The 22289-nt window shown below is 42.1% G+C and carries 20 protein-coding genes and 5 pseudogenes; 4 read left to right on the plus strand and 21 right to left on the minus strand.

All coding sequences use genetic code 11. The annotated features are described in order from the left end of the window. Positions 1-93: 93 nt before the first annotated feature. From NST18_RS13890 to NST18_RS13905, 4 genes and pseudogenes are all read right to left on the minus strand, one after another. Entirely contained in the window at positions 94-219 is a 126-nt protein-coding gene (locus NST18_RS13890) for a hypothetical protein (RefSeq protein WP_004892823.1), read from the minus strand. Positions 220-430: 211 nt separating this feature from the next. After that, positions 431-669 (minus strand): annotated as a pseudogene (locus tag NST18_RS13895) (DUF6444 domain-containing protein); the annotation flags it as partial. Positions 670-794: 125 nt separating this feature from the next. Continuing rightward, positions 795-1076: a hypothetical protein gene (locus tag NST18_RS13900; protein ID WP_035018965.1), complete on the minus strand. Its 282-nt coding sequence runs from the start codon at positions 1074-1076 to the stop codon at positions 795-797. A 174-nt stretch (positions 1077-1250) separates the two neighbouring features. Further along, a complete protein-coding gene (locus NST18_RS13905; RefSeq protein ID WP_075039588.1) occupies positions 1251-2600 on the minus strand; it encodes an ISLre2 family transposase in 1350 nt (449 codons plus the stop codon). Between the two features lie 357 nt (positions 2601-2957). Here NST18_RS13905 and NST18_RS13910 point away from each other — a divergent pair. Next, positions 2958-3275: pseudogene (locus tag NST18_RS13910) on the plus strand (4-hydroxythreonine-4-phosphate dehydrogenase PdxA); the annotation flags it as partial. A gap of 374 nt (positions 3276-3649) precedes the next feature. Continuing rightward, a complete protein-coding gene (locus NST18_RS13915; RefSeq protein ID WP_340721135.1) occupies positions 3650-5308 on the plus strand; it encodes an IS1634 family transposase in 1659 nt (552 codons plus the stop codon). A 511-nt stretch (positions 5309-5819) separates the two neighbouring features. On the opposite strand, the pseudogene NST18_RS13920 reads toward NST18_RS13915, so the two are convergent. The 8 genes and pseudogenes from NST18_RS13920 to NST18_RS13955 all read right to left on the minus strand — a co-directional run. Next, positions 5820-6055: pseudogene (locus NST18_RS13920) on the minus strand (UDP-glucose 4-epimerase GalE); the annotation flags it as partial. Between the two features lie 69 nt (positions 6056-6124). Continuing rightward, positions 6125-6871, minus strand: coding sequence for an HIRAN domain-containing protein (locus NST18_RS13925; protein WP_004892836.1), 747 nt, complete (start codon positions 6869-6871; stop codon positions 6125-6127). 1 nt (position 6872) lies between these two features. Further along, the gene (locus NST18_RS13930) at positions 6873-7355 is read right to left on the minus strand and encodes a hypothetical protein (protein ID WP_340721569.1); all 483 of its coding nucleotides are present in this window, start codon (positions 7353-7355) and stop codon (positions 6873-6875) included. A 142-nt stretch (positions 7356-7497) separates the two neighbouring features. Continuing rightward, positions 7498-8871 carry an IS1380 family transposase gene (locus NST18_RS13935; protein WP_088223305.1) on the minus strand — a complete coding sequence of 458 codons (1374 nt, stop codon included), beginning with the start codon at positions 8869-8871 and terminating at the stop codon, positions 7498-7500. Positions 8872-8914: 43 nt separating this feature from the next. Continuing rightward, positions 8915-9430: a hypothetical protein gene (locus tag NST18_RS13940; protein WP_340721570.1), complete on the minus strand. Its 516-nt coding sequence runs from the start codon at positions 9428-9430 to the stop codon at positions 8915-8917. 208 nt (positions 9431-9638) lie between these two features. After that, complete coding sequence (locus tag NST18_RS13945; protein ID WP_340721571.1) at positions 9639-10988, minus strand: ISLre2 family transposase; 1350 nt, start codon at positions 10986-10988, stop codon at positions 9639-9641. Between the two features lie 377 nt (positions 10989-11365). Next, complete coding sequence (locus tag NST18_RS13950) at positions 11366-11728, minus strand: hypothetical protein (protein WP_051035106.1); 363 nt, start codon at positions 11726-11728, stop codon at positions 11366-11368. 334 nt (positions 11729-12062) lie between these two features. Next, a complete protein-coding gene (locus NST18_RS13955) occupies positions 12063-12488 on the minus strand; it encodes a GIY-YIG nuclease family protein (protein ID WP_004892872.1) in 426 nt (141 codons plus the stop codon). A 473-nt stretch (positions 12489-12961) separates the two neighbouring features. Between NST18_RS13955 and NST18_RS13960 the strand changes: the two genes are divergently transcribed. Then, a complete protein-coding gene (locus tag NST18_RS13960; protein WP_091705001.1) occupies positions 12962-14344 on the plus strand; it encodes a hypothetical protein in 1383 nt (460 codons plus the stop codon). Positions 14345-14750: 406 nt separating this feature from the next. Here the strand turns inward: NST18_RS13960 and NST18_RS13965 are convergent, their stop codons facing one another. The 8 genes and pseudogenes from NST18_RS13965 to NST18_RS13995 all read right to left on the minus strand — a co-directional run bounded on the left by NST18_RS13965 (position 14751) and on the right by NST18_RS13995 (position 20019). Continuing rightward, the gene (locus NST18_RS13965; protein ID WP_064213878.1) at positions 14751-15869 is read right to left on the minus strand and encodes a hypothetical protein; all 1119 of its coding nucleotides are present in this window, start codon (positions 15867-15869) and stop codon (positions 14751-14753) included. A gap of 454 nt (positions 15870-16323) precedes the next feature. Continuing rightward, positions 16324-17002, minus strand: a pseudogene (locus NST18_RS13970) (IS66 family transposase zinc-finger binding domain-containing protein); the annotation flags it as partial. A 246-nt stretch (positions 17003-17248) separates the two neighbouring features. Then, positions 17249-17368: pseudogene (locus tag NST18_RS15215) on the minus strand (VanZ family protein); the annotation flags it as partial. Between the two features lie 178 nt (positions 17369-17546). Next, on the minus strand, positions 17547-17726 hold the full coding sequence (locus NST18_RS13975) for a hypothetical protein (protein WP_155732435.1): 180 nt from the start codon (positions 17724-17726) through the stop codon (positions 17547-17549). Between the two features lie 26 nt (positions 17727-17752). Further along, positions 17753-18628 carry an ROK family protein gene (locus tag NST18_RS13980; protein WP_064213881.1) on the minus strand — a complete coding sequence of 292 codons (876 nt, stop codon included), beginning with the start codon at positions 18626-18628 and terminating at the stop codon, positions 17753-17755. A 26-nt stretch (positions 18629-18654) separates the two neighbouring features. Further along, the gene (gene manA, locus NST18_RS13985; protein ID WP_064213877.1) at positions 18655-19614 is read right to left on the minus strand and encodes a mannose-6-phosphate isomerase, class I; all 960 of its coding nucleotides are present in this window, start codon (positions 19612-19614) and stop codon (positions 18655-18657) included. 19 nt (positions 19615-19633) lie between these two features. After that, on the minus strand, positions 19634-19864 hold the full coding sequence (locus tag NST18_RS13990; protein WP_340721573.1) for a PTS sugar transporter subunit IIA: 231 nt from the start codon (positions 19862-19864) through the stop codon (positions 19634-19636). Further along, positions 19831-20019: a PTS sugar transporter subunit IIA gene (locus NST18_RS13995; RefSeq protein WP_269194766.1), complete on the minus strand. Its 189-nt coding sequence runs from the start codon at positions 20017-20019 to the stop codon at positions 19831-19833. Before NST18_RS13995 ends, NST18_RS13990 begins: the two co-directional genes overlap by 34 nt. Before the next feature lie 95 nt (positions 20020-20114). Here NST18_RS13995 and gloA2 point away from each other — a divergent pair, with 95 nt between their 5' ends. Further along, on the plus strand, positions 20115-20498 hold the full coding sequence (gene gloA2 / locus NST18_RS14000) for an SMU1112c/YaeR family gloxylase I-like metalloprotein (RefSeq protein WP_064213876.1): 384 nt from the start codon (positions 20115-20117) through the stop codon (positions 20496-20498). Positions 20499-20516: 18 nt separating this feature from the next. Here the strand turns inward: gloA2 and NST18_RS14005 are convergent, their stop codons facing one another. Further along, positions 20517-22259, minus strand: coding sequence for a phospho-sugar mutase (locus NST18_RS14005; RefSeq protein ID WP_192953350.1), 1743 nt, complete (start codon positions 22257-22259; stop codon positions 20517-20519). Positions 22260-22289 lie beyond the last annotated feature (30 nt).

Genomic DNA, 22289 nt, shown 5'->3' on the forward strand with positions numbered 1-22289 from the left:
ACGGATGAAAAGACACACAATTAAAAAACGTGACAGTATTAAATTCCTATAAAATCTAATAATAACTTATTTTTCACCATCTACACATAACTTCTATGCCAATTCTTGAACCATCTCTTTGGCTGTCACTTCATTCGACTGCCCTCGTTCGTACGCTTCAATTAAAATGCGTTTAAATTGCTCGATTTCTATTTGTACGGCTTTTGTCTGCACTTTCATCCCTCGATGCAATAAAAAAATCAGCCGCCCACCTATTTAAGCAAGAGGCTTGTAATTACATCAATAACTCGTTGTTGTTCCTCAATCGTCATACTTGAACCCGATGGCAAGCAAAGACAGTTTGCAAACAGCTCATCCGATACGCTCCAACCTTCTTCATGCGAATAATACCGCGTTCCTTCAAACAATTCGGGTGGTGACAGGCACCAAACCTAGAAGGAGATTTCGCCCCAAACCGGTCAGAGGACGGCGGAAAATGACTATTCGTACTGTTTTTTTCGTACGGGCTTCTAATTCTGCAATACGTGCTTTCCATTGCTGGTTTTCTTGTCTTAACTGTTTATTTTCGTTGATGAGTTTTTCGATGGTCTGGGCTTGACGTTCGATGTTTGCCACCATGCTTTCGAGTGTGAAGACCGCTTCTTGGAAGCCAAAAGCAACATTTGCCATTGTGTTCACCTCCCATGTCTATGATGGTAATTCGTATAGACAAGGAAGGTACGAACAAACCGGCTCTCGTAAATTTTTTCTATGTACGGGCTGAATAGTTACCCGCAAACTCTGACTGCATCTTGTTAATATCGCCTTAATCTCGGAAACTCCTTTCCGTTCACAAACAAATAATATTTTCGCACCGCATTTTGATAAGCATTATGATATAGCTTATCATTAAGCCTTTCTTGAATTTGCAGCAACAAATGATACATGGCTTCATCATTTTTCACAATATCATCTAAATTGACGTTCAGCTCTCGTTCGACCCTTAAAGCCTTTGCTACTCTTGAATGAACTGCTTTCACTTTGCTTTTTATATTGCTGTCGTTCATTAAGAATCTTCGAAACTCTTCTTCTCTCATTCTACACTCCTCCCTTCTTTATTTAGAATATTATCACAAAAAAGTTTGAGTCAAGACTTTGTGGGAGATTTTTTTCTCGACCGATTTTTTTGGTTATATATGGTTTTATAAAATCGTTATATGTAAGCGCTTTTACTTACTCTCATCCTGTAGGTATGTGCGTTTTCTCTCGTTTTAAAAACCTTTCAATGCTTGCAATGCCTCGTAAATCGGTGTCCCTGAAGATTGGCGAAGGTATGGGATGTTATCTCGTACCACTTCTGTCATTTGCGTTTGCACGCGCTTCAGTGCCTTTTTCACGATCGTTTCTCGTTTCGTTTCTTCTCGTTCTTCCACGCCATACATCACTCCATCGCGTGTCCGAATGAGTAACGTATCTTTTATCGCGACGATCGCTCGCAACATCGCTTCAATCCCTGCATCCCTCCAACTTCGACCGTTTTTACTTCGTTTCGCAAACACATGCATCGTTCCTTCCGCACTCCCCATCGCCCTCATGTTTGTCGTGTCAATCCCTTTTTCCTTCAACCATACGCGATAGTCACGTAAACATCCTGGTATCTCCTCGATTCGACGAACAAGCGCCTCGAGTTGCTTTTCCTTCTCCTCATGTTCTAACGTACCGATGGCACTTGTGAGTTCTCGTAACACACCTTCTTCATCCCATGATGCTAACTTCTTTCGAATCACCCGATATCTCGCATGACCTCGGAACAATTGACGAATCTCTCTTGCCACATGGAACCGATCAAGCTGAAAGTACCCCCTGTCCCCGAAATATTCTCGACACGCTGTAATCCATGGGGCTCCATCTCCATTGATGACCACCCAATCCTCAAACGGATCATAGCTGTATTCCTTCATCAGAAAATTCTCTACAGCTTCCCAAATCGGTTCATTCGTTTGATGAACCATATACCGTCGATTCACTAAGGATACGCGTTTCCCGTTTTTCTCCCATCCTTGGTGAATCGTGATGATCTTTTCTTCTTTTCCTTTGATGCGGCTTCGTTGACGTTTCACGTACAACCCGTCTGCTTCGATAAAAAACACGCGCCCTTTTTTCTCCATCGCACGGTGCCCTTCCACCTCTGCCTCGATGATGGACTGGCGAATCGTTTCGTGACTCATACATGCATACCCCACCAGCTTTTCAAGCGACTGCGCAGCCTGTCGATACGAAGAACCCGTCACGGCGAGATGAATCGCTGTCTCCTCTAATAGCGGACTCACTCCATGCGCCCCATCGAACTGGAGAAAGACATCGAGTAAAGACGTATACACCTTTTTTTCACGGTCAAAGTAGTAGTTTCGCTTCACTTCCACCTCTCCAAATAGCGTTTGGAGTCGGATCGTCCGCTTATCTTTGAGCGCATATCGTTTCTTGTCCCGCTGTTCTGCCAATGTGCGGTCGATCTCCTCCAACACCTGTTGAAGGAGATGACCATATTGTTTTTGCATATGTCTAAATAAAGACTGTTCGATCTCTTTTAATGTCAAGCCGTTTGTGATATAATCCTGCATGGGCTCCACTCCTTTCTTTGGTTGTATTTTTTTTCGCACTTACTACCTTACCAGGAGGAGAGCCCGTTTTTCATCTATTTTGCTTACATATCTGACAGGTTCCTTATTATACCAAATCAGGAACCTGTCTTTTTTTCTCCCACAAACATTTTACTCATACCACAAAAAACAGCAGCCTGATTTAGCAAATTGCTGCTTAAACATTTCTCTTTATTAAGGTGGGTCAAACGCAATGGCATTTTCTCTTTTCAGCAATATATCAATCACTAATTTTCTTGCCCATTTCAATGTTCGTGCAATCGATTGGTCAATGTTTCCCATCTCCGTCGATCTTCGCTTCCTTCGACACAGAAGATCGAAGGGAAGTATGAACACGGAACGATTGATGTTATTTCACTGAACAATGTAAATGTGGACACCCTTGAAATGGGAAAAGTCCAAACACAATGTGGCAAGGCAGCCTATGAATATATTGAAACGGCTGTTCGTTTGGAATTAAATGGAAGCTTATCAGCTTTAGCAACCACACCGATCAATAAAGAGTCGCTGAAAGCTGCCAATGTTCCTTTTATCGGCCATACAGAGATTTTAGCTGCTTTGACCAACACCGATGATCCGCTGACGATGTTTGAAGTAAGAAATATGCGCATTTTCTTCTTAACGAGACATCTGTCCTCGGGTGGTGACAGGCACCAAACCTAAGGGCATCCGCCACTTCAGCGGCATGCCCACAACGCCCATCGGCATACAATGTTTCCAACAACTCTGTCAGGCGCTTCGCTTCGACAAAGGCGCCATGATGAATAGAACGGTGCGCTTCCAATTTCCGTAGTGACGGTCCACTCATTTCATCATCTCACTTCCTTATTTGCACCGATTTCTCTCACTAAACTATATTTTCCAAACACCTAATCGATTATGCAAAAACGGAAAAAGATGTTCCTTATACCTCACATTTCGCACCCTCTCGACAAAAATCGGGAGGATTTTTTTATCTTCCTGTCGAATAAAACCTTGGAATACAAGGAAAGCAAAGGAGTTTGCTCATCATGGACGTTCAAATTCGGGCCATTTATGAAAGTTCTTATTTGAATATAATAAGCGCCCTGTTCAAAGATCTTGACCTTCCTCAGTTGATTGATCGTCTCGTTCCCGTGGATCCGCAATGCCAAACTCGAGCCAGCGATATCGTCAAACTAATCGTTCTGGATATCTTGAGCGGCCGGCAAGCGCTCGTTCATTTGGAACAATGGGCGCATGACATCGATTTGCCGAAGCTGATTCGGCCAGGGCTGGAGCCGTCTTGGTTCAACGACGATGCCATCGCGCGTCATTTGGATCGCCTGTATGAGGCGAATATCCATCAAGTCCTTTCGTCTTGCCTCGTGCAGATCTACAAGAAAGAAGGCCTCTCTCTTCGCGTCTTCCACGCCGATACGACGGACAAGACCGTTTATGGCGCGTATGAATCGGCCTCGCCGGATGCCTTGCAGATTACGCATGGCTACAACCGGCATCATCGTTGGCAAAAGCAGATCGGATTTGGGCTGATTGGCAACGAGGATGGCATCCCGTTTTATGGCGATGTACACGACGGCAACCTGCCGGATAAGACGTGGAATCCCGAGGTGTTGTCCCGTGTGCAGAAACAGCTGAAGCAGGCGAAGATCGAAGATGAATGGATTTATGTTGCCGATTCTGCCGCCATGACGAAAGACACACTGGCGCAAACGAAGGCCGCCAACGCCTTTTTGATCACAAGAGGCCCTTCTTCGCTCCGGATCGTCAAAACCGCGCTGGCTAAAGCTGATGCCCAAGACACGCCGTGGAGCGATCCGTTCTCCTTAGCGGAGAAAAACGGAGCCACCTACCGGGTGTGGGAAACGACATCGACGTACGAAGGTCATTCGGTCCGGTTGATCGTCGTTGAATCCAGCGCGCTCGACCAACGAAAAGGAAAGACGCTCGAAAAAGAGCGAAACCAAGAAGCAGAGCTTCTTCGGCAGAAACAAACCCAGTGGGAAAGCCGTCTGTTTTCGTGCCGGGAAGACGCCGAACAAGCCCTAGCGTCTCTAAAGACGTCCCTTCGTCTCCGGTTCCATCGCGTCGAGGCGTCGGTCGAAGCGATCGTGCGTCCGAAAAAACGGCGCGGACGTCCGAAAAAAGGGGCGGAACCGGACATGGAAACGCTGTACGCCCTTCGCTTGAACGTGGAATTCGACCAAGATGCGTGGGAACAGGCGAGACGGAAAGCGTCCCGGTTTGTCCTTGTCACGACAGTTCCGGAGGAATGGAAAGGTCAACCGATGGATGCGAAAGAGATCTTGAAGTTGTATAAAGGCCAAATCTCGGTGGAAATGAACTTCTCTTTCTTGAAAGACCCGTTCTTTACGGATGAGATTTACGTAAAAAAACCGGAACGGGTCGCGGTATTGGGCTATTTGTTTCTGTTGGCCTTGGCGATTTACCGCGTCTTCCAGCGCCGGGTGCGTCAGTTCATCACCCCGGAACACCCATTAAAGGGCGCGGGAGGCCGGAAACTGACCCGACCGACCGGACAAGCGATTTTTCAATTGTTTTGGTATGTCAGAGTCGTCCTGTTGGAACTGCCGGATGGACGAATTCAACGCGCGTTAGGTCAACCGCTCACGTACGAGCAGCGAAGGATTCTGCAAGGATTAGGGATGGACGAGAGCATTTACGTCTAATGGGATAAAGAACGACCAACGATGGTAAAAAAAGGATACCATCGCTTTTGGTGTTGGTTTAAAAGTTATTCTAAAAAACTGAATAAAAAATCCTTTTGTTCCGCCCTACCAAGGTGCGAAATATGAGTTGGATTCTGATAACAAAGTAAATTTAAAAGCGATTTATGGGTGGAATTTGTAGTCAGCAAAACTTAAAATCTAGGCAGACATTATATCATGTGTGGGAAAATGCGATCCGGAAAGGACGCCCCGAAAGAAAAGATAAACTGTCGCAACCGATACTACCAAGTTTGAGAAATTTATATGTCAAAGAGATCACCACTGGAGATAGCGAGGGGTGTCAGTGCTATATGTTGGTGTACAGTTCAAAAGAAGATGAACGTCAAGACAAGAGTAAAAGAAACTGTTGGAGATACTGAAAGCGGAATTGGAAGGGCTTCGACAGTTGCCGAATAACCCCAACATAAAGCGACATACAGTGGCAGAAAAGTAATCTCCTGTTGAAACTTGTTCAACAGGAGACTCTGTATTTATGCCATTTCCACGCGCTTTCGATGATTTGTTCCGACGAATGTTCTGCTTTCCAGCAAGTTCTTCATAAATTTTTTGCGAGGATGCAACAAGGCGCGCCGGGTCGCCCGGGCGGCGGGCGGTGGATTCAATGATGGCTTTGCGGCAGTGACTTTTTCACATGTTTCCATCACTTCTTTGGCGGAATAAACCTAAGCCGTTGCCGAGGTTATCAATATCCATGGCAATGACCAAGCTATCCCCGCTAATGTTAAATCTCTGACAAAATCCGGAGCACGACAAGTATTATCCCATAACAGGATCTAATTCATCCAATGTTGCCTCTTGGAAAGAAGGAATTTCGCACTCAAAGGCTACTTTCAGCCACCAATGAGGTGTTGATTTTTCATTCATATACACAACACGAACAGAAGGGTTCACTCCATTTTCTAACAAGGAAAAGATGGCCTTACTATAAAAGGCTGGAACATATCCAAGCTTCTTCCCCCCATGAGTATAAATAGCAACAGCATGAGGGTCATAAGCGTTTGTTGGTTCTTGTACCAATTTCAACGTTTCGTTAATGGCTAGCCATGTTGCCCAATTTTGAGGAAGATTTTGATAGCGCATGCCATGAACAAAAAAGCTGACACACAGCTTTCCATCGTCTTCAAGACGCAGCGGTTGCTCAAAAGAATAAGTGTCGCTGGCTAACCGCCCACGTGTTTGTTGAAGCAAGTCCATCTTAGTGGAATTCTCATCCAGACCTAAATCGGACAAAATGGCTTTAAAATCCGCACGATCTGGTGACGGCAATCGGCGTTCAAACGCCGGAAACAGCTCCTTTGATCGATATATTTTAGTTGGGTCTGGGAAAGCTGGATGCAACATATACCCGTTATTCAATGCATCTTTCAGTTTTCCGTGACCAGAGGCATTATAGGTGTAAGTGAACTCATAATAGCCATCATAATGAGAAAGAGTTCCTATATGATAAAAAGAACGGGTTTTAGGATTTTGCCAAACCACTAAAAGTGTATGAACTTTTTTCATGTTATTGATCATCCCTTCCAATCCACTCCAATATTTTCTTTCTTCGAAAAGGCACTATATTCAATAACCAGTCTTTTTGTGCCTCGCTTAAAATATCTAATGATTGAATAAAATCAGAATACCTTATTAAATCAAATTCAACTAACTTTTGGATACTTTGATTAAACTCATCTGTAAAGTTTTTACTAATATATGTTAACAAGTCTTTAGCTTTGACTTTTTTCTTTTCAAATATACCCGCCTTAACCTTTGTTTTCTCGGTATATTTGTTCATTTCTTGGGGATTCGAAACCATTTGCATGAGCTTTTCATCATCAAATCGAAAACCTAAGGAAACACCGTTATCATAAATGGGGGAGAACTTTGCTCCTGTTTCGAGAAATAGTAATTTCCAATTAAATGGGTGCCTATCTTGATTCCTGAATCCGTGATGGTTGGAAATCAACTTTGATTTTGGTGTTAGTTCTATGGATATATGATCCATACATCCCTTTTTTTGATGATTCCCTGCACCACTTTCATGTTTGAAAACGAGATAAATCCTCTTTTATGGAGATACAAACCAAAAAAGAGACAAAAAAAGTACAGGGGGGAGTGATGGATATGAGTACCCGAACATCTGTTTGTTATCTTGCCTCTTTCCATTTTTGATACACATTCAGTAGGAGTATACTGTACCCACTCCTTCGCGTCAGTTTCATCCAGATCTGTCGTGATCGGCGGACGAGTCGACCTGCCATCGTGATCACCGTCTGAATGATCGTCTTGATGCGGCGGCGTTTCACTTTATGATGTAATGGATGTCTCGGATCGCTTAATAGATCTTGTCCAATCAGGCGAAGAAGGTTGTACACGAATGCTCCCATGACTAACACGAGCGCATTCGTTTTCATCTTCCCTGATGGAAGTCGCTCTAAATCTAAGTCGCTTTTCAGTTCGCTATGAAACTGTTCGCATGTCGCATGATCGTGATACAATGCGAGCACATCACTCATTCGAACATGCTCGTATCCTTCGAGGCGCACCCAGTAGCTTTCGACTTCGTAATCAGGAACGAGCATCAGCTGTCCATTTCGTTCCATCGTTCGTTCCGTCACTTGGGTGACTTGAACGTACGTATACGTGTGTCCATCGATTGCTGCTGTCTGTGGAAGGCATAACTCATACGTTTGTACTCCTTCTGTTTGTCCATCATCGACGCGTCTGCCCTTTTGCGAAGCGATCTGGAACCAAAGCGCTTTCGATTCTCGGCGTAAGTTTCGCTTGATGACAAAGTCCACGTCTTCCTTTAGACATACGTGCACATTCGCTTCCGCATCGTTCCCTGCATCCATGCGGACAAGCAGACGAGACGAGGTCAGCGGACGAGCTCGACGGATGGCGGTAGTTAAAAACGAAGGCATGTTGTCTTGTACATGTTGTTTCCCTGGACGCAGCTCGGCATGAACGATATACCCTTCCTTCCCTGCGTACGCAAACAACGGCGTAAAACCGTCAAATCCTTTATACGTTCGACTCACTCCTTCTTTTTTCGTATCGGAGTTATCAAATGGGGAAGCATCTATATCAAGGGGAAGCCATGTCGTTTTCCCTTTCGTCCAACAAGCGGACAAGGTAGCGTGTTGTCGAACCAACAGACGCATCGATTCCTCCCAAATGATGGTTTCGGTCATCGGGAGACAAGCGAGCTGATCGAGACGCTGTCGCAACGTTGGGGAGGAAGGTACGTGCCGAATGCCCATTGATGTCGAAAAGATATCGTCCTGACGATACGCTTCGATATGATCAAAATCCGTTTTTCCTGTGGCAAGCAAGCCGATCATCGAGCGAATGACGTCGCTATGGGAAATGTGCACATCTCGACGAACCGTTGGGAGCCGAAGTGCGTTTACTCGTTTATCCAGCTTCGTTTGGTGCAGTAAGTAGCCCACGAGAGCAAGCCCAGCACTTGGAGTAATCGCTTCATCTGTCAATACAAACCGAATCGGGAAATCTTTCATCACATTCACCTACTTGATGAAGAGTCGTCAACGTCGTTTTCCCTTATCGTATCAACGGTTTGCGACCATTGTAAAGATGTTTTGTCACGGATTCAGGTTGATTGCCAATAAGAATATCAAACAATTGCATATCTATAAATTCTGATTTTATGGCCTTCCAATATGCAAACTCCCTCATTATTTTGAATCCAGCATCAATAAGTTCCATGCCCTTCAATGAGGATTCTTGGAGCTTCGTATAATCATCTACTAGTGCTGATAATAAAACTCCGCCTTCTTCAGCCATTTTTGCATCATATTCTTTTACAAAATTTCGCAGAAGACATCCTCTTCTACCATTCCTTGTTACAATTTCCACATCCATCATTTCCAAACCAAATATAGCTCCAATTTCAGCAGCAATTAATTCTGTAATATCCTCCCAAGAAACTCCTTCTTTAAATTGTCGAGGATATTTTATAAGATAATGTATTTTCTCTGGAGATATCAATTCCTCTTTCTCCAATGTGCTTTTTCTACCATATCCGATCCGTTCCCAATCACTAACATCTCTCAACAATGCTAATCGTTCCTTTTTGTATAAATCTTATATTCATTTTAACATAAATTTGATACAAACTGTTCATCAGTAGTTCTGATTGAGTCAAGAGTTTGTGGGAGATTTTTTTGATATTTCGATTCTCTGGATATATTTGGTTTAAATAACCTAGTTTTTGTAAGCGTTTTCTAATCCTCTCATCCTGTTTTCGTGCCCTTTTTTCGCTTTTTTAAAACCCTTTCAATGCTTTTAACGCTTGATAAATAGGCGTTCCTGACGAATGATCGAAATAACGGATATTCCCTCGCACCAACTCTGCTACCTTTGTTCCTACGTGCTTCATCGCCTTTTTCACGATCGTTTCTCGTTCCGTTTCTCTTTTCTCCTCCTGCGCAAACACCTCTCCTTTCCATGTCTGAATCGTTAACCCGTCTTTCACGGCTACCATCACGTGTAAAAACGCTCGAATCCCTTCTTCACACCAACCCCGTCCATTTTTTACTCGCTTCGCAAAGACGTGCATCGTTCCCTCTGCACTTCCCATCGGGCGCATTCCGGTCGTATCTATGCCTTTCTCCCGCAACCATTGACGGTAATCACTCAAGCATCCTGGCATCGATTCGATCCGTTGAATCAATCCTTCCAATTGCTTTTCTTTCTTCTCATCCCCTAGGGTGCCTACCGCACTATGCAGTTCGGTTAATAACCCATTTTCATCGAACAAGGCCAGTTTTTTCCGAATCGTCCGGTACTGTGGGTGATCTTTTAAGCATTCACGAATCTCTCGCGCTACGTGGAACCGATCTAGCTGGAAAAACGCTCGCTTCCCGAAATATTCCCGACAAGCCGTAATCCACGCAGCTCCATCGCCATTGATCACCACCCAATCCCTCGTGGGGTCATAGCCGTATTCCTCGATCAAAAATTGTTCTAATCCTTCCCACACCGGCTCGTTTGTTTCGTGTACATAGTGCCGTTTCCCAACCAAGAATACCCGTTTCCCGTTGGCTTTCCATCCTTGGTGCACTGCCAAAATCTTTTCTTCTTTCCCTCTTCGCCGACTTCGCTGCCGTTTCACGTATAATCCGTCCGCCTCCACGAACAACACCTGTCGCTCCATTTCCATCGGACGATGTCTATCCACCGTTGCTTGTAACACGAGCTGCCGAATCGTTTCATGGCTCATCACCGCATAACCTACCATCTTCTCTAACGCTTCGGCGGCTTGGCGATACGAAGGGCCGGTAACGGCTAATTCGATGGCGGTTTCCTCCAATAATGGACTCACTCCCTTTGCGCCATCGAACCCGGGGAAGGGATCTAATAAGCACGTATACACGCCTTTTTCTCGATCCAAATAGTAATTGCGCCGAACCTCCACCTCCCCAAAGAGCGTCTGGATGCGTACCGTTCGTTTATCTTTTAGGTAATAGCGTTTTTTATCTCGTTGGTTGGCTAGCTCTTCATCCAGCCGTTCTAGTACCTGTTGAAGCATTGCTCCATAGGTTTTTTGCAACATCGAAAACAATTCCATTTCTATCTCTTTTAATGTTTGCCCATCTGTGATAAACTGTTGCATAGGACTCTCTGACCTCCTGTTGTGGTTTGGTTGCACTTATCAACATACAGGAAGAGAGTCCTTTTTGCATCTATTTTGCTCATCCTCCTTCTTTTATCAAGGGAATTCCCCCTTGAACCACATAGAGGATTTAACTTCCTCCCACAAACATTTTACTCATACATTTTTTCGTTCAAGCGATCGTCTACAAAAGAAGAGTAAGCATACATTCGAACTAAAAAAGTTCCATCCTCTTCTTCGCTATGTTCGTTTCCATCTCGGGGATTCATATTTAAGGCTTTCAACCACTTTCAAGCAAGATTATATTCCGTCCCGATTCTGTCAATAAACGTTTGGTGAGTTTGCATAATTTAGCCCCCTCTAATTTTCTGTTTAATTTAAACTTGTTCCCAAATTGCTAAAAAATGCACGGATGAACCTTGTATAGATATTTTTTGGTCATTTACATTAAAATCTGGTACAATTAAATTTCCTTTTTTAACATTCAATACTGCCATTTTCGTACCTTCTGGACAATCATCACGTAAACAATCGAACATCAAAAATGCAATATTTGCTGACCGGCTTTTCGTCAAATTTATCTCCGCCGGAGTAGTCGTCTCTTTAAAGTATAGTTTAATAAGATAAGGCTCCCCGTCTATAAATAAACCAAGTTCCGGGTTAACACTAATAGCCAAGTTATCATACACCCATAATTTACTTTGTACATCAAACCACTTAAAATCTTTATACCGTTTCAAAAATCTCCGATACCCTTTAATAGCTTCTTTAATAATTGTTTATACGATTAACTGGAATATCATGAAGTAAGTTATCCAATTGTGAAAAGTCGTTATTCATTGCGTGAATGTTTACAATTTTGTCGCGTAGTTTCTTCCAATAATCTTTTCCAGGACTATATTCGTTATATTTTATTTCTTTTACTTTACGTATCTTTTGACTATCTGGCATTAAGGTAAAATCTAAAAAAGAAGTCATTGATATTTTTATAGGACGAGTTTTCAAAGCTCATCACCTCTAGTCTAAGAAAGTATTAGATTACTAAAAGAAGAAGGCCAAAAATAATAGACCCTCTTACAAAGTACGTAAAACCGTAAATTCCGTTTTTAATTTTGAGTTAGCTCCACTTGTTTTCACCGTTGTTTTGTCAAAAGGAAAACATGACTTATATTCAACATTCACAGGGGGTTTATGTTCATAGATAAGCGCCGCTTCTACTCTTTCCCGATAAGTTGATTCGACATAGCCAAAAGAAAAACATAGCTCTCTACCTAAACCTACGTATTGTTTCCACTCATCCCATTTCTCATGGTTTTTGATTCGTTCATTCACATTATCTGATTCCCCAATATAAATTAAGCGATGGATGGTGACTGTTTTATTTGAAACATTGTGTTTACATTCATAGACACAATAAACTCCTGATTCTTCCGGAATCCCTCTGATATTCGGCTCTCTCCAATAACCTTCAAAATCAACATTAAATATTTTTTCAGCCAATTTTATCCCTTCTTTCTTTGCTAAAATTTATAGATTTCTTCAAAAAAGAAGGAATTGGGGACTTGACTATCTAATACTTTATAATCAACATAAATATTTGAAGGTAATTTTTTAGGGAAAATTTATAGAAGTCCCCAATTCGTGAAAAGTCCGTTGTTCTGCCAAACAACGGGCTTTTTAATTTGGAGTAGAACGCCGATGGCCGCGAACTTTTACACTTTTGCCTCTTACTTTTTTAACGTATGGCTTAACAGGAACAATTTTCTTGCCATCTTTCGTTTTAGCCATAAGCTCGTCCCTCCTTTCATCAAAAAAGAAATATTTACCTATTTACAATTTTTATTATAATCTGTATTTTTAACCGTGACAATATTTATTTAAATAGAATATTATTTTTTCAGCATTTAAACTTTAATAATCCGTGTGTATTATATTATAATTTATATTAACATTACTGTGACGAAGGTGATTCGATGAACAATTCTAGGATTGGTTTTGAAGTTATGAAAAAGATCCTTGAAAAATACGGACCTCTATTAGGAAGTGAATTAAATCAAAAACTTCGGGAAACTATGGATATTTCGTCCGCATATGCTCGAAAAATAATTCAAAGGGCAACAGATAACGAAGTGATTTTTTCCACTAAACCAGTATCGTTCGGAAGAGGACAGTATTTGTATTATTTACAGCACCATAATATTTCAGATGCATTGCAGACAGCATTACAAAAACAGCGAAAAGGATTACATCGAATTTTTCAAAGCCTGGTTCATAATAAAGGAAGGATTTTAACTTCGGAAGCCATCAAAATATCAGCAGCGGTTACCAACCGCAACTTTTTTCCAGCAAATGAGCCAAAAGAGAAAGTGTTAGATAATCTATTACAACTTGGGATTATAAAAGATATATCAAATTATAATGAGATTTCTTATATCATTGCCAAAATGCAAAATATCTCATCCGAAGCTGAACTTTACCCATGGTACAGAAGACATATGGTCAATCGCCTTTTTGCATTAGAGGCTGCTACATGGTTAGAACGTTGTAACATAACAGCGTGGAATCAAACTCATATATTTGATTCTGAGCAAAATCGGGTAGATTTCAATGGACATTTATGGGATGCCGTTGGATTTACCTATCTATATGGCTTTTATGAATCGTATTATGAAAACGAAGAAAAGAAAAAAACACCGTCTTTTGTATTTATGGAAATGCTCTTCCATAGGCAAACTTATTTAGAAGATGTAGAAGGATTTGTAGCCCGTATTGAAATGCAAAGTGCCAGAATGAAAAACTACAAAACAGGGACACGAATCATTCCGATTTTATTTTATCGAACCATTGAAAGAGAAGCATTTGAAATAGCTAAAGAGAAAGGAATCCTTCTTTATTCCATGAGGGACTGGATCGGGGAATTTAGTGTTGAATTATTTGAATACCTCGTTAATCCTTATTATATGGATAATGATTTCTCTAAAAAGTTAGAAACATATTTAAAATCATTACAATTGCTAGGTGGTCAGTATTATAACATTTATCGTGAACTTTTCATTATCAAGCATTCAAAAGCATATTTAGAGCGTGGCTGGAACATAAGACGTCACATTCACTATAGGGTGGGAGAAGATAAATTCTATGCAGATTGGTTAATGTTCGATCATGCAGATACTCCTGTACTTTGTACCTTTATATCCAAATTTTTACCTAAAAAGGAAAAGGAAATGTTGTCATTCTTAGAAAACACTTTCTCAAAATATCAATCCATTTACAGTGACGTAAAAGGTGATTTCATAAAACCAAAATGGATGATTTTTGATGAGGATGGATTGTATCTTCAATCCCCTAATTCATAAACGGAATGCTATAGACTCATTAATAATTAAGAATGTTTTTATGTAAGTGACTAATTCATTCTAGATGAATATCGGATCCCTTCCCATTCTCAATAACCTGTGTTTCGCCAAACTATCGAGGAACCTTAGATTTCACATATAATTAACATAGGATTATTGATACAATAATAAAAAGCCTCCCGTTAACACTCATTTAGCAACAGGAGGCTTTTGACTTTTTAGCTGTACCATTTCCACTCGCTTTCGATGATTTCAACGAATATTCCATTTTCCAGCCGAGTGCATCATAAATTTTTTGTGATGAGGCGACAAAGGGCGCCAAGGCGGCGGTCGGTGTACTCAATAATGGCTTTGCGGCCGGCTCCTTTTTTTGTTGACGGAATAACCTTCGACAAGTGACAGGCACTCATACAAAAAACGTTGTGATGAGCTCTTTAAACAAGCGGTCGTGATCGACGGCCATACATTCACCTAGCCATACATTCACCTCACCTCCAAAAATTTTACAAATTTTACATACTTTTTCGACAAAATGAACCAAATTCCTGCTTGGGAATGAATTTTTTAAACAAAAGCAGAGAGCCAATCTATGACCCTCTGTTTCTACAAATCTCGACATATATCGGGGCGTGACAGGCACGCTGCACAAGGTCAGTTCGTCCCTTGTCAACTTTTGTTCCTGATCGGCTAGCTTAAAAAACAAGTGTTCGTAATTGAATTCAAAATAAACATGGACAGGCTTTCCGAACAGCGTTGTTGGCATCCACGTGAAATTCATTAGTGGATTATGGGGACTTCCATGGATTTTCCATTGTTCCGCACCGTGTCGGGAGTACTTTCTCAACTGGTCATACAAATAATAAAAGAACGAGAAGCGGTTTCGATATCCATGCCTTTTCCATCCTTTATCTTTTTCCTTGCCGCCGATGCCAGCCAATCTCTCCTCCACATGCCGCGCACGGTCTTGTTCCCGCTCAAGCACCCTCATCCATTCGGCATAGATAGGGTGTGACACTTCTACACCTTGGAAAACGTCTATGATGTCCGAAAGCTTCCACACGTGAAATGGAGGGACATCGGGAATCTTAAATACTTGCGCTGTGCCAAACAGCAGCAACAAAAACAACGTATCGTCTTTCTGGTCGGAGTGACGGCAACAAAAATCGTTATACGTTCCCTGCAGTTGCTTCCCCCCTGGAATGGTATCCACCTTCATCTCCATCACGATATACTTGCGGTTGCCATCAGCCATCTTGATTTCAACCACTAGATCAATTCTTCGTGTCCGAGCAAACGCATATTCGGGATGACAGATGATTTCCTCCACCTGATCCGAAGCAAATGGAGACGATTGATGACTTTTTTCGTATATTCGTTCGATGATCTTCCTCTTTTCTTCCATGGGGACGTCCTGATATTCCGAATCGAGCAACCACTTAATCACACCCGTGTGCACCCGCTCAAACTGGTACCCAATGACCTCAATTAAAGGAGTGTGTTCTTCTGTTTTCTCTGTAAAATTCATCGATCTTCCTTCCTCCTATCGTCCTTTGGATCATTCCCAATTGATATTGCAACCCTTGCCGTTCATCCATGATCTCCCCCATGGTTTCCTTTCCAGCTCTGTTCATGTCATCCCAAAAGCTCGCCTCTTCCATTGCACTGCAACACGATCAACAATAAAAAACGAAAAGAAATTCCCCCTATTTATAACTGATTCTATATACCCCATCAAAATCCTTTTTATTCCATAAATTTATAACAAAAAACCTATAAAGCAAGAGATAATGGTTGTTGACGGCGAAAACGAAGCCGTAAAGCACAAAGTAAATGTAACTATTCACCCAGATGGTAGTACGTAAAGAACCCCAGCACAAATAGGGCATCTCTATTTTAGAAAATACTCTAATTGGTAGAAATAATATAATCGAGTGTTTCGCCTTTTAACAGACGACACAACGAATTCCACACGTTTTTTCTTGCTTCGCTCGTTTCACCATATTGGCGAGAGTCACAGTGCTGATCGAGTGCTGATATAACACTTCGATCATATCACTTACACGTTTGTAAGGAATCAATTGAATATGGTGCAAATAAACGGCGAGCGCAGTGGGCCGCGAACCATATTGCACATGATTCGTTACGTGTGGGGGAACGGAGCTTGTTGGACACATTGGCAATGCGGACACGATTTCACTTCACGCTCATGTTGGGTGACCTCGATCGTCACAGGAGGGAGATCGAACACCTGACAGACATCGATCTTGAAAGGCTTGACTTCACGCAAAGAAGCCCCACATCCTTGACACATGTTCACGCGATGGACGACACGATGATATGGATGTTCCACCTGACGGAGCGTCGTTCCATGATGTCTTTCTTGTCCACCTGGCTTTTTGCCAGATGACTCGCGTGAAGAACGTGTGTTGGCAAAACGGTCAGAAGATGGGGGGCTGATGGCGATTGGAGCTGTTTTTTCGTGTGTGCTTCCAGCTCTTGAATGCAACCCCTGAGTCGTTCATTTTCTTTGCGTAGCTGTTTGTTTTCTTTCAACAGTTGCTCAATGACTTGTTGTTGGTGAGTAATGAGCTGCTTTTGTTGTTGGACTTTGCTGATTAAGCTTTCAACTGTAAATACAGCTTGTTGTACCGTCAACATGCGATTCACCTCCTTGTCTATCAATATTCACATCATGGACAGGAAAAGCAAAAAATATTCAGCTCACTTTATGATGTGGCTGAATAGTTACTATTCCACGAAAATTTTATTACTATATATTCAAAACCAAAAGTCTATTACATCGCCTCTTACCATGATATCCGTTGTCATACCGTTAATTTAATAGAATATTTAGATAATTAAAACCAAAAAAATACTTCTCTACCGAACCGACTACTCATACAATTAGCGTACATTATGCACCAGCAGCCACACGATCCAGAGCGCCAATGTTACACAGAGTACATCAATGACCACATCCGACACAGGTAGCACCCGCCTAGGTTGAAACGACTGATGCCACTCATCGAAACAGGGTTAAATGATGATAAACACCCGTACCCCGCCATCGTCCACCATGCGACAACCGCAAGCAAGCCGAACACCAACACATGAGTGGACTTACGCACAAAGTAATTCCAAGACCATACACCATCATCTTGACTGATTTCGGCTATTGCTGAAAGAAAGATATAGACATTCGTTAAGATTCATTTCCTTTGCATACTTGCTTTAATTGTTGGGCAAGCTCTTGCACCATCTCTTTCGCGGTCATATGAGTCGACAGCTCTCCACGCTGGCATGCTTGAAGTAAAATATGCTTGAATTTTTCTGTTTCTAACGACACTTCTTTTACTTTCATCAGTCTAACCACTAAATTCAAGGAGACCTCCAGGAACAGTATCGCCATCATTCCAGCAAAGCCTGTTTCGCAAGTGCTAAAGCTCCGCATATACCTGCGTTATCCCCTAAGCCAGGTCGTGTGATGTAATCATGAATATGTTTTAAAATCACCTCGTGTTGTACATATCCGTTTAAATGATTTAAAACGTGGTGGTGAATACGAGATAGCAAGGTAGATTGTTTCGTTACTCCTCCCCCAACAATCACCTGTTCCGGAGATAAAATTAAAATGTACTGCGCGATCGCTTGCCCTAAATAAAAAGCTTTGAGCTCCCACACTTCATCTTGTTCAGAAAGGTCAGCGCCTCGTTTCCCCCATCTCTTTTCGATCGCAGGACCGGAAGCAAGCCCCTCTAAACAATCGCCGTGAAACGGGCAAATGCCAGAAAACGTATCATCTGGATGGCGTCGAACGAGAATATGTCCCATCTCTGGATGGAGTAATCCGTGAACGAGACGTTCCTCGACGATCGCCCCAACACCAATGCCTGTTCCTACTGTCATATAAATACAGCTGTTTTTCCCTTTTGCCCTTCCCCAAAACAATTCCCCTAACGCTGCTGCATTTACATCCGTATCAAATCCGATAGGGACGTGAAAGTATTTTTGAATCGTGCCAACAAAGTTAAAATTGGTCCAATGGGGTTTTGGTGTACTTGTAATGTAGCCATACGTTTGGCTTTTCCGATTTAAATCGACAGGACCAAACGTCCCGATCCCAATCGCGTCTAGTGAATAGCTCTTGAAAAAGTCAATAACCTTTTGCATCGTTTCTTCTGGTGCAGTCGTTGGGAACTGGACACGTTCATGTATATTTCCTCCACTGTCACCAACAGCACAAACAAATTTCGTGCCACCCGCTTCAATCGCCCCTAAATACATTTTTTTCACCTTGCTTTTTATCAACATTATTTCCCCCATGTTGGTGAAGAAACAATACATTGCAAATTTCCTTGTATCGTAAAACGATCGAACGAATGGGGAATGAGAAAATGGTCCCCTTTTTGTAACGAATATGTCCCTTGTGCTGTACAAAACTCCCCTTTTCCATCTAGAACGCTAACTAATAAAAAATAATCCGTTTGTTCAACGCTCCATTCGCGCTCAATATCCCATTTTTGTACGGTAAAATACTCGTTTTGAACAAATGTTGTAATCTTCGCTCCTGTTGTTTGGATCACATGTGGTTCACAATACATATCAACATGTGGAACGGTAATGACATCGATCGCTTTGTCTAAATGTAATTCTCGTTTGTTTCCATGTTCGTCTACACGATCGTAATCATACATCCGATACGTCGTATCCGAGCTTTGTTGTGTTTCGAGTACGAGCGTTCCTTCACAGAGCGCGTGTACTGTACCACTTGGGACGTAAAAAAAGTCCCCAGGACGAATTGGCACTTTCCGAAGCAAGTCATGCCAACGACCTTCTTCCATCATTTGTCGTAATTCTTCTTTTGTTTTGGCATGATGCCCGTATATTAACTCTGCCCCTTCTTTACAGTCAATGATATACCAGCACTCTGTTTTTCCTAATTCTCCATGTTCATATGTACGAGCATATTCATCGTCTGGATGCACTTGCACCGATAAATCAGCATTCGCATCTAAAATTTTCGTCAATAACGGGAACCGATCCGATGGAAAATGACCAAATAACTCTGGATGATCGTCCCATAACTCACCTAACGTCTTACCTCGAAATGGTTCGTTTATCACAGTCGTCTGTCCGTTCGGATGCGCAGAAATTGCCCAACATTCCCCTGTTTGCTCTGAAGGAATATCATATCCAAATTGCTCACGAAGACGATTTCCACCCCAAATTCGTTCTTGAAACACAGGTGCGAAAAAAAGAGGTATATTCATGACTCATCTCCTTCACCCATTAAGATTGAAACGTCTCAAATAATTGTAAAACATCTTCCACTTTTCGTATAGTTAATAGCTGTTCCCTAAACGTCTCATCCATCAGCTTTCTCGCTAACAATTGCAAAATTTTCAAATGCTCATTTCCTGCATATTGTTCAGGCACTGCAATCATAAAAATAAGTTTCACTTTCTCCCCATCTAAACTATCCCAATCTACCCCCCATGCTTCATACCGAATGCTAAACAAGGGTGTTTAACTGCATCACTTTTCCCATGAGGAATCGCAATTCCAAATCCAATTCCAGTACTTCCCTCTCTTTCCCGATCATATAATGCCTGTTTATATTGTTCTCGATCAACTAACCCCCCTGCCTCATCGATCAATCCAATCATTTCTTCCATAATCTCATCTTTCGTTGTTCCTTCTCATTGTCACAAATTTTTACCGTAAATTGTGGTAAAATACAAATCATTACCGTGCAAGGGGGAGAAGACAAATGTTCACACAACTACATCACATAGCAATCATCTGTTCGAATTATAAACGCTCCAAACATTTTTACACACATGTTTTACAACTACCAATCATTCACGAACAATATCGCGCTGATAAACGATCATATAAGTTAGATTTGCAAATTGGGGATTTACAACTAGAACTTTTTTCTTTCGAACATCCACCAAAAAGACAAAGCTATCCAGAAGCATGTGGCTTACGTCATCTAGCATTTGCAGTAGATTGTATTGAGGAAACGATCGCTTATTTACAAGCGAATCACATTGAGGTCGAACCGATTCGTATCGATCCGATAACGGGGAAAAAGTTCACATTCTTTCAAGATCCCGATCAATTACCGATTGAGTTGTATGAAAGGGGATAGATGGGGAAGAGATCCCCATCACTTCATTTGATATAAAGCATCTTCCACAAGCGACATAACGGCTTGTTCAAGTTCGGCTAACAGCGCATCACTTTCTTGTTGTGACTTGCCTTTTACGCCAAAATAAAATTTCGCTTTCGGCTCTGTTCCTGATGGGCGAACACAAAACCATGAACCGTTGGCTAACTCATATTTCAACACGTTCGACCGTGGCAAACAAAGCGATTGCTCTGTTCCATTTTCCCATCGTTTACTAACTGCGTAATCTTCCACTGCAACAACCGCTACACCAGCGACTTCACGTAATGGTTGTTTGCGGAACGAAGACATGATGTGAACAATTCGCTCTGCCCCTTCTTTTCCTTTTAACGTTAACGAACGCAATGACTCTTTATAGTAGCCATACTTTTCAAAAATGTCCATTAGTCCTTCATATAACGTTTTGCCTTGCGCTTTATAATACGCTGCTACTTCTGCCGCAAAAATAGCTGACTGCACCGCATCTTTATCACGAACAAAATCACCGATTAAATAACCGTAACTTTCTTCATATCCAAATTGGAACGTGTATTCTTTCGTTCGCTCAAACTCACCGATCTTTTCACCGATAAATTTAAATCCTGTTAACGTATCGATCGTTTCCAATCCATAATGCGCCGCAATCGCTCGGCCAATTTCCGATGTCACGATCGTCTTCAAAACGACACCATTCGCTGGCAAGATGCCTTTTGCTTGTTTTTGTGATAATAAATACTCTAACATTAACGCGCCCATCTGATTGCCAGTTAAAACGACATACTCTCCTTTGTCGTTCTTTACCGCTACTCCAAGTCGATCGGCATCCGGATCCGTCGCCATTAAAAGATCGGCGTTTATTTTTGCTCCATATTCGATCGCCAAGCCAAACGCCGCGTGTTCTTCTGGATTTGGTGAAGCGACCGTTGAAAAATTCGGATCTGGTTGTTCTTGTTCTTTCACAACGGTCACATTTTTAAACCCGAACGCTTCTAATCCTTTTCGGACAAGCATATTCGCTGTTCCATGGAGCGGAGAAAAAACGATGTTTAAATCTTTCGCGACACTCGCCACAAGCTCTGGATTTAATTGAATTGTTTTTAGCTGTGCAATATACGCTTCATCAATTTCTTCCCCGATATACGTCAACAGTCCTGCTTCAAGCAGCTCTTGCTCACTCGCCACAGCCACCGCTAATTCATCCTCTACCGCATTCACATATTCAATGAGTACATCTGCGACCGTTGGAGGGATTTGTCCCCCATCTTCGCCATACACCTTAAACCCATTATATTCGGGTGGATTATGACTCGCCGTAATCACAACTCCTGCAAACGCGCCTAAATAACGAACCGCAAACGACAACTCTGGCGTCGGACGAAGCTCTTTAAATAAATATGCTCGAATGCCGTGTTTTCCTACCGTCTTCGCCACTTCTAACGCAAACTCAGGCGATTTATGCCGAGAATCATAAGCAATGACTACCCCACGCGCTTTTGCCTCTTCCCCTTTCTCGACAATGTAACGTGCCAATCCTTCCGCTGCTTTTCGAATCGTGTATATATTCATCCGATTCGTCCCAGGTCCAATCTCCCCGCGCATTCCGCCTGTGCCAAATTCTAAGTTTCTATAGAAACTATCTTCAAGCAGTTTTTTATCCGCTTGCATCGAAAGTAATTGCTGTTTTAGCTGTTCATCTAAATGTGGATATGAAAGCCATTTTTGCACTGTCGTTTCCCAAGTCATATGCTAACTCCTCCTATGGATGTAGGTGGT

The sequence above is a fragment of the Anoxybacillus sp. FSL W8-0104 genome (genome assembly GCF_038004465.1).
Classification (GTDB): Bacteria; Bacillota; Bacilli; order Bacillales; family Anoxybacillaceae; genus Anoxybacillus; species Anoxybacillus flavithermus_G.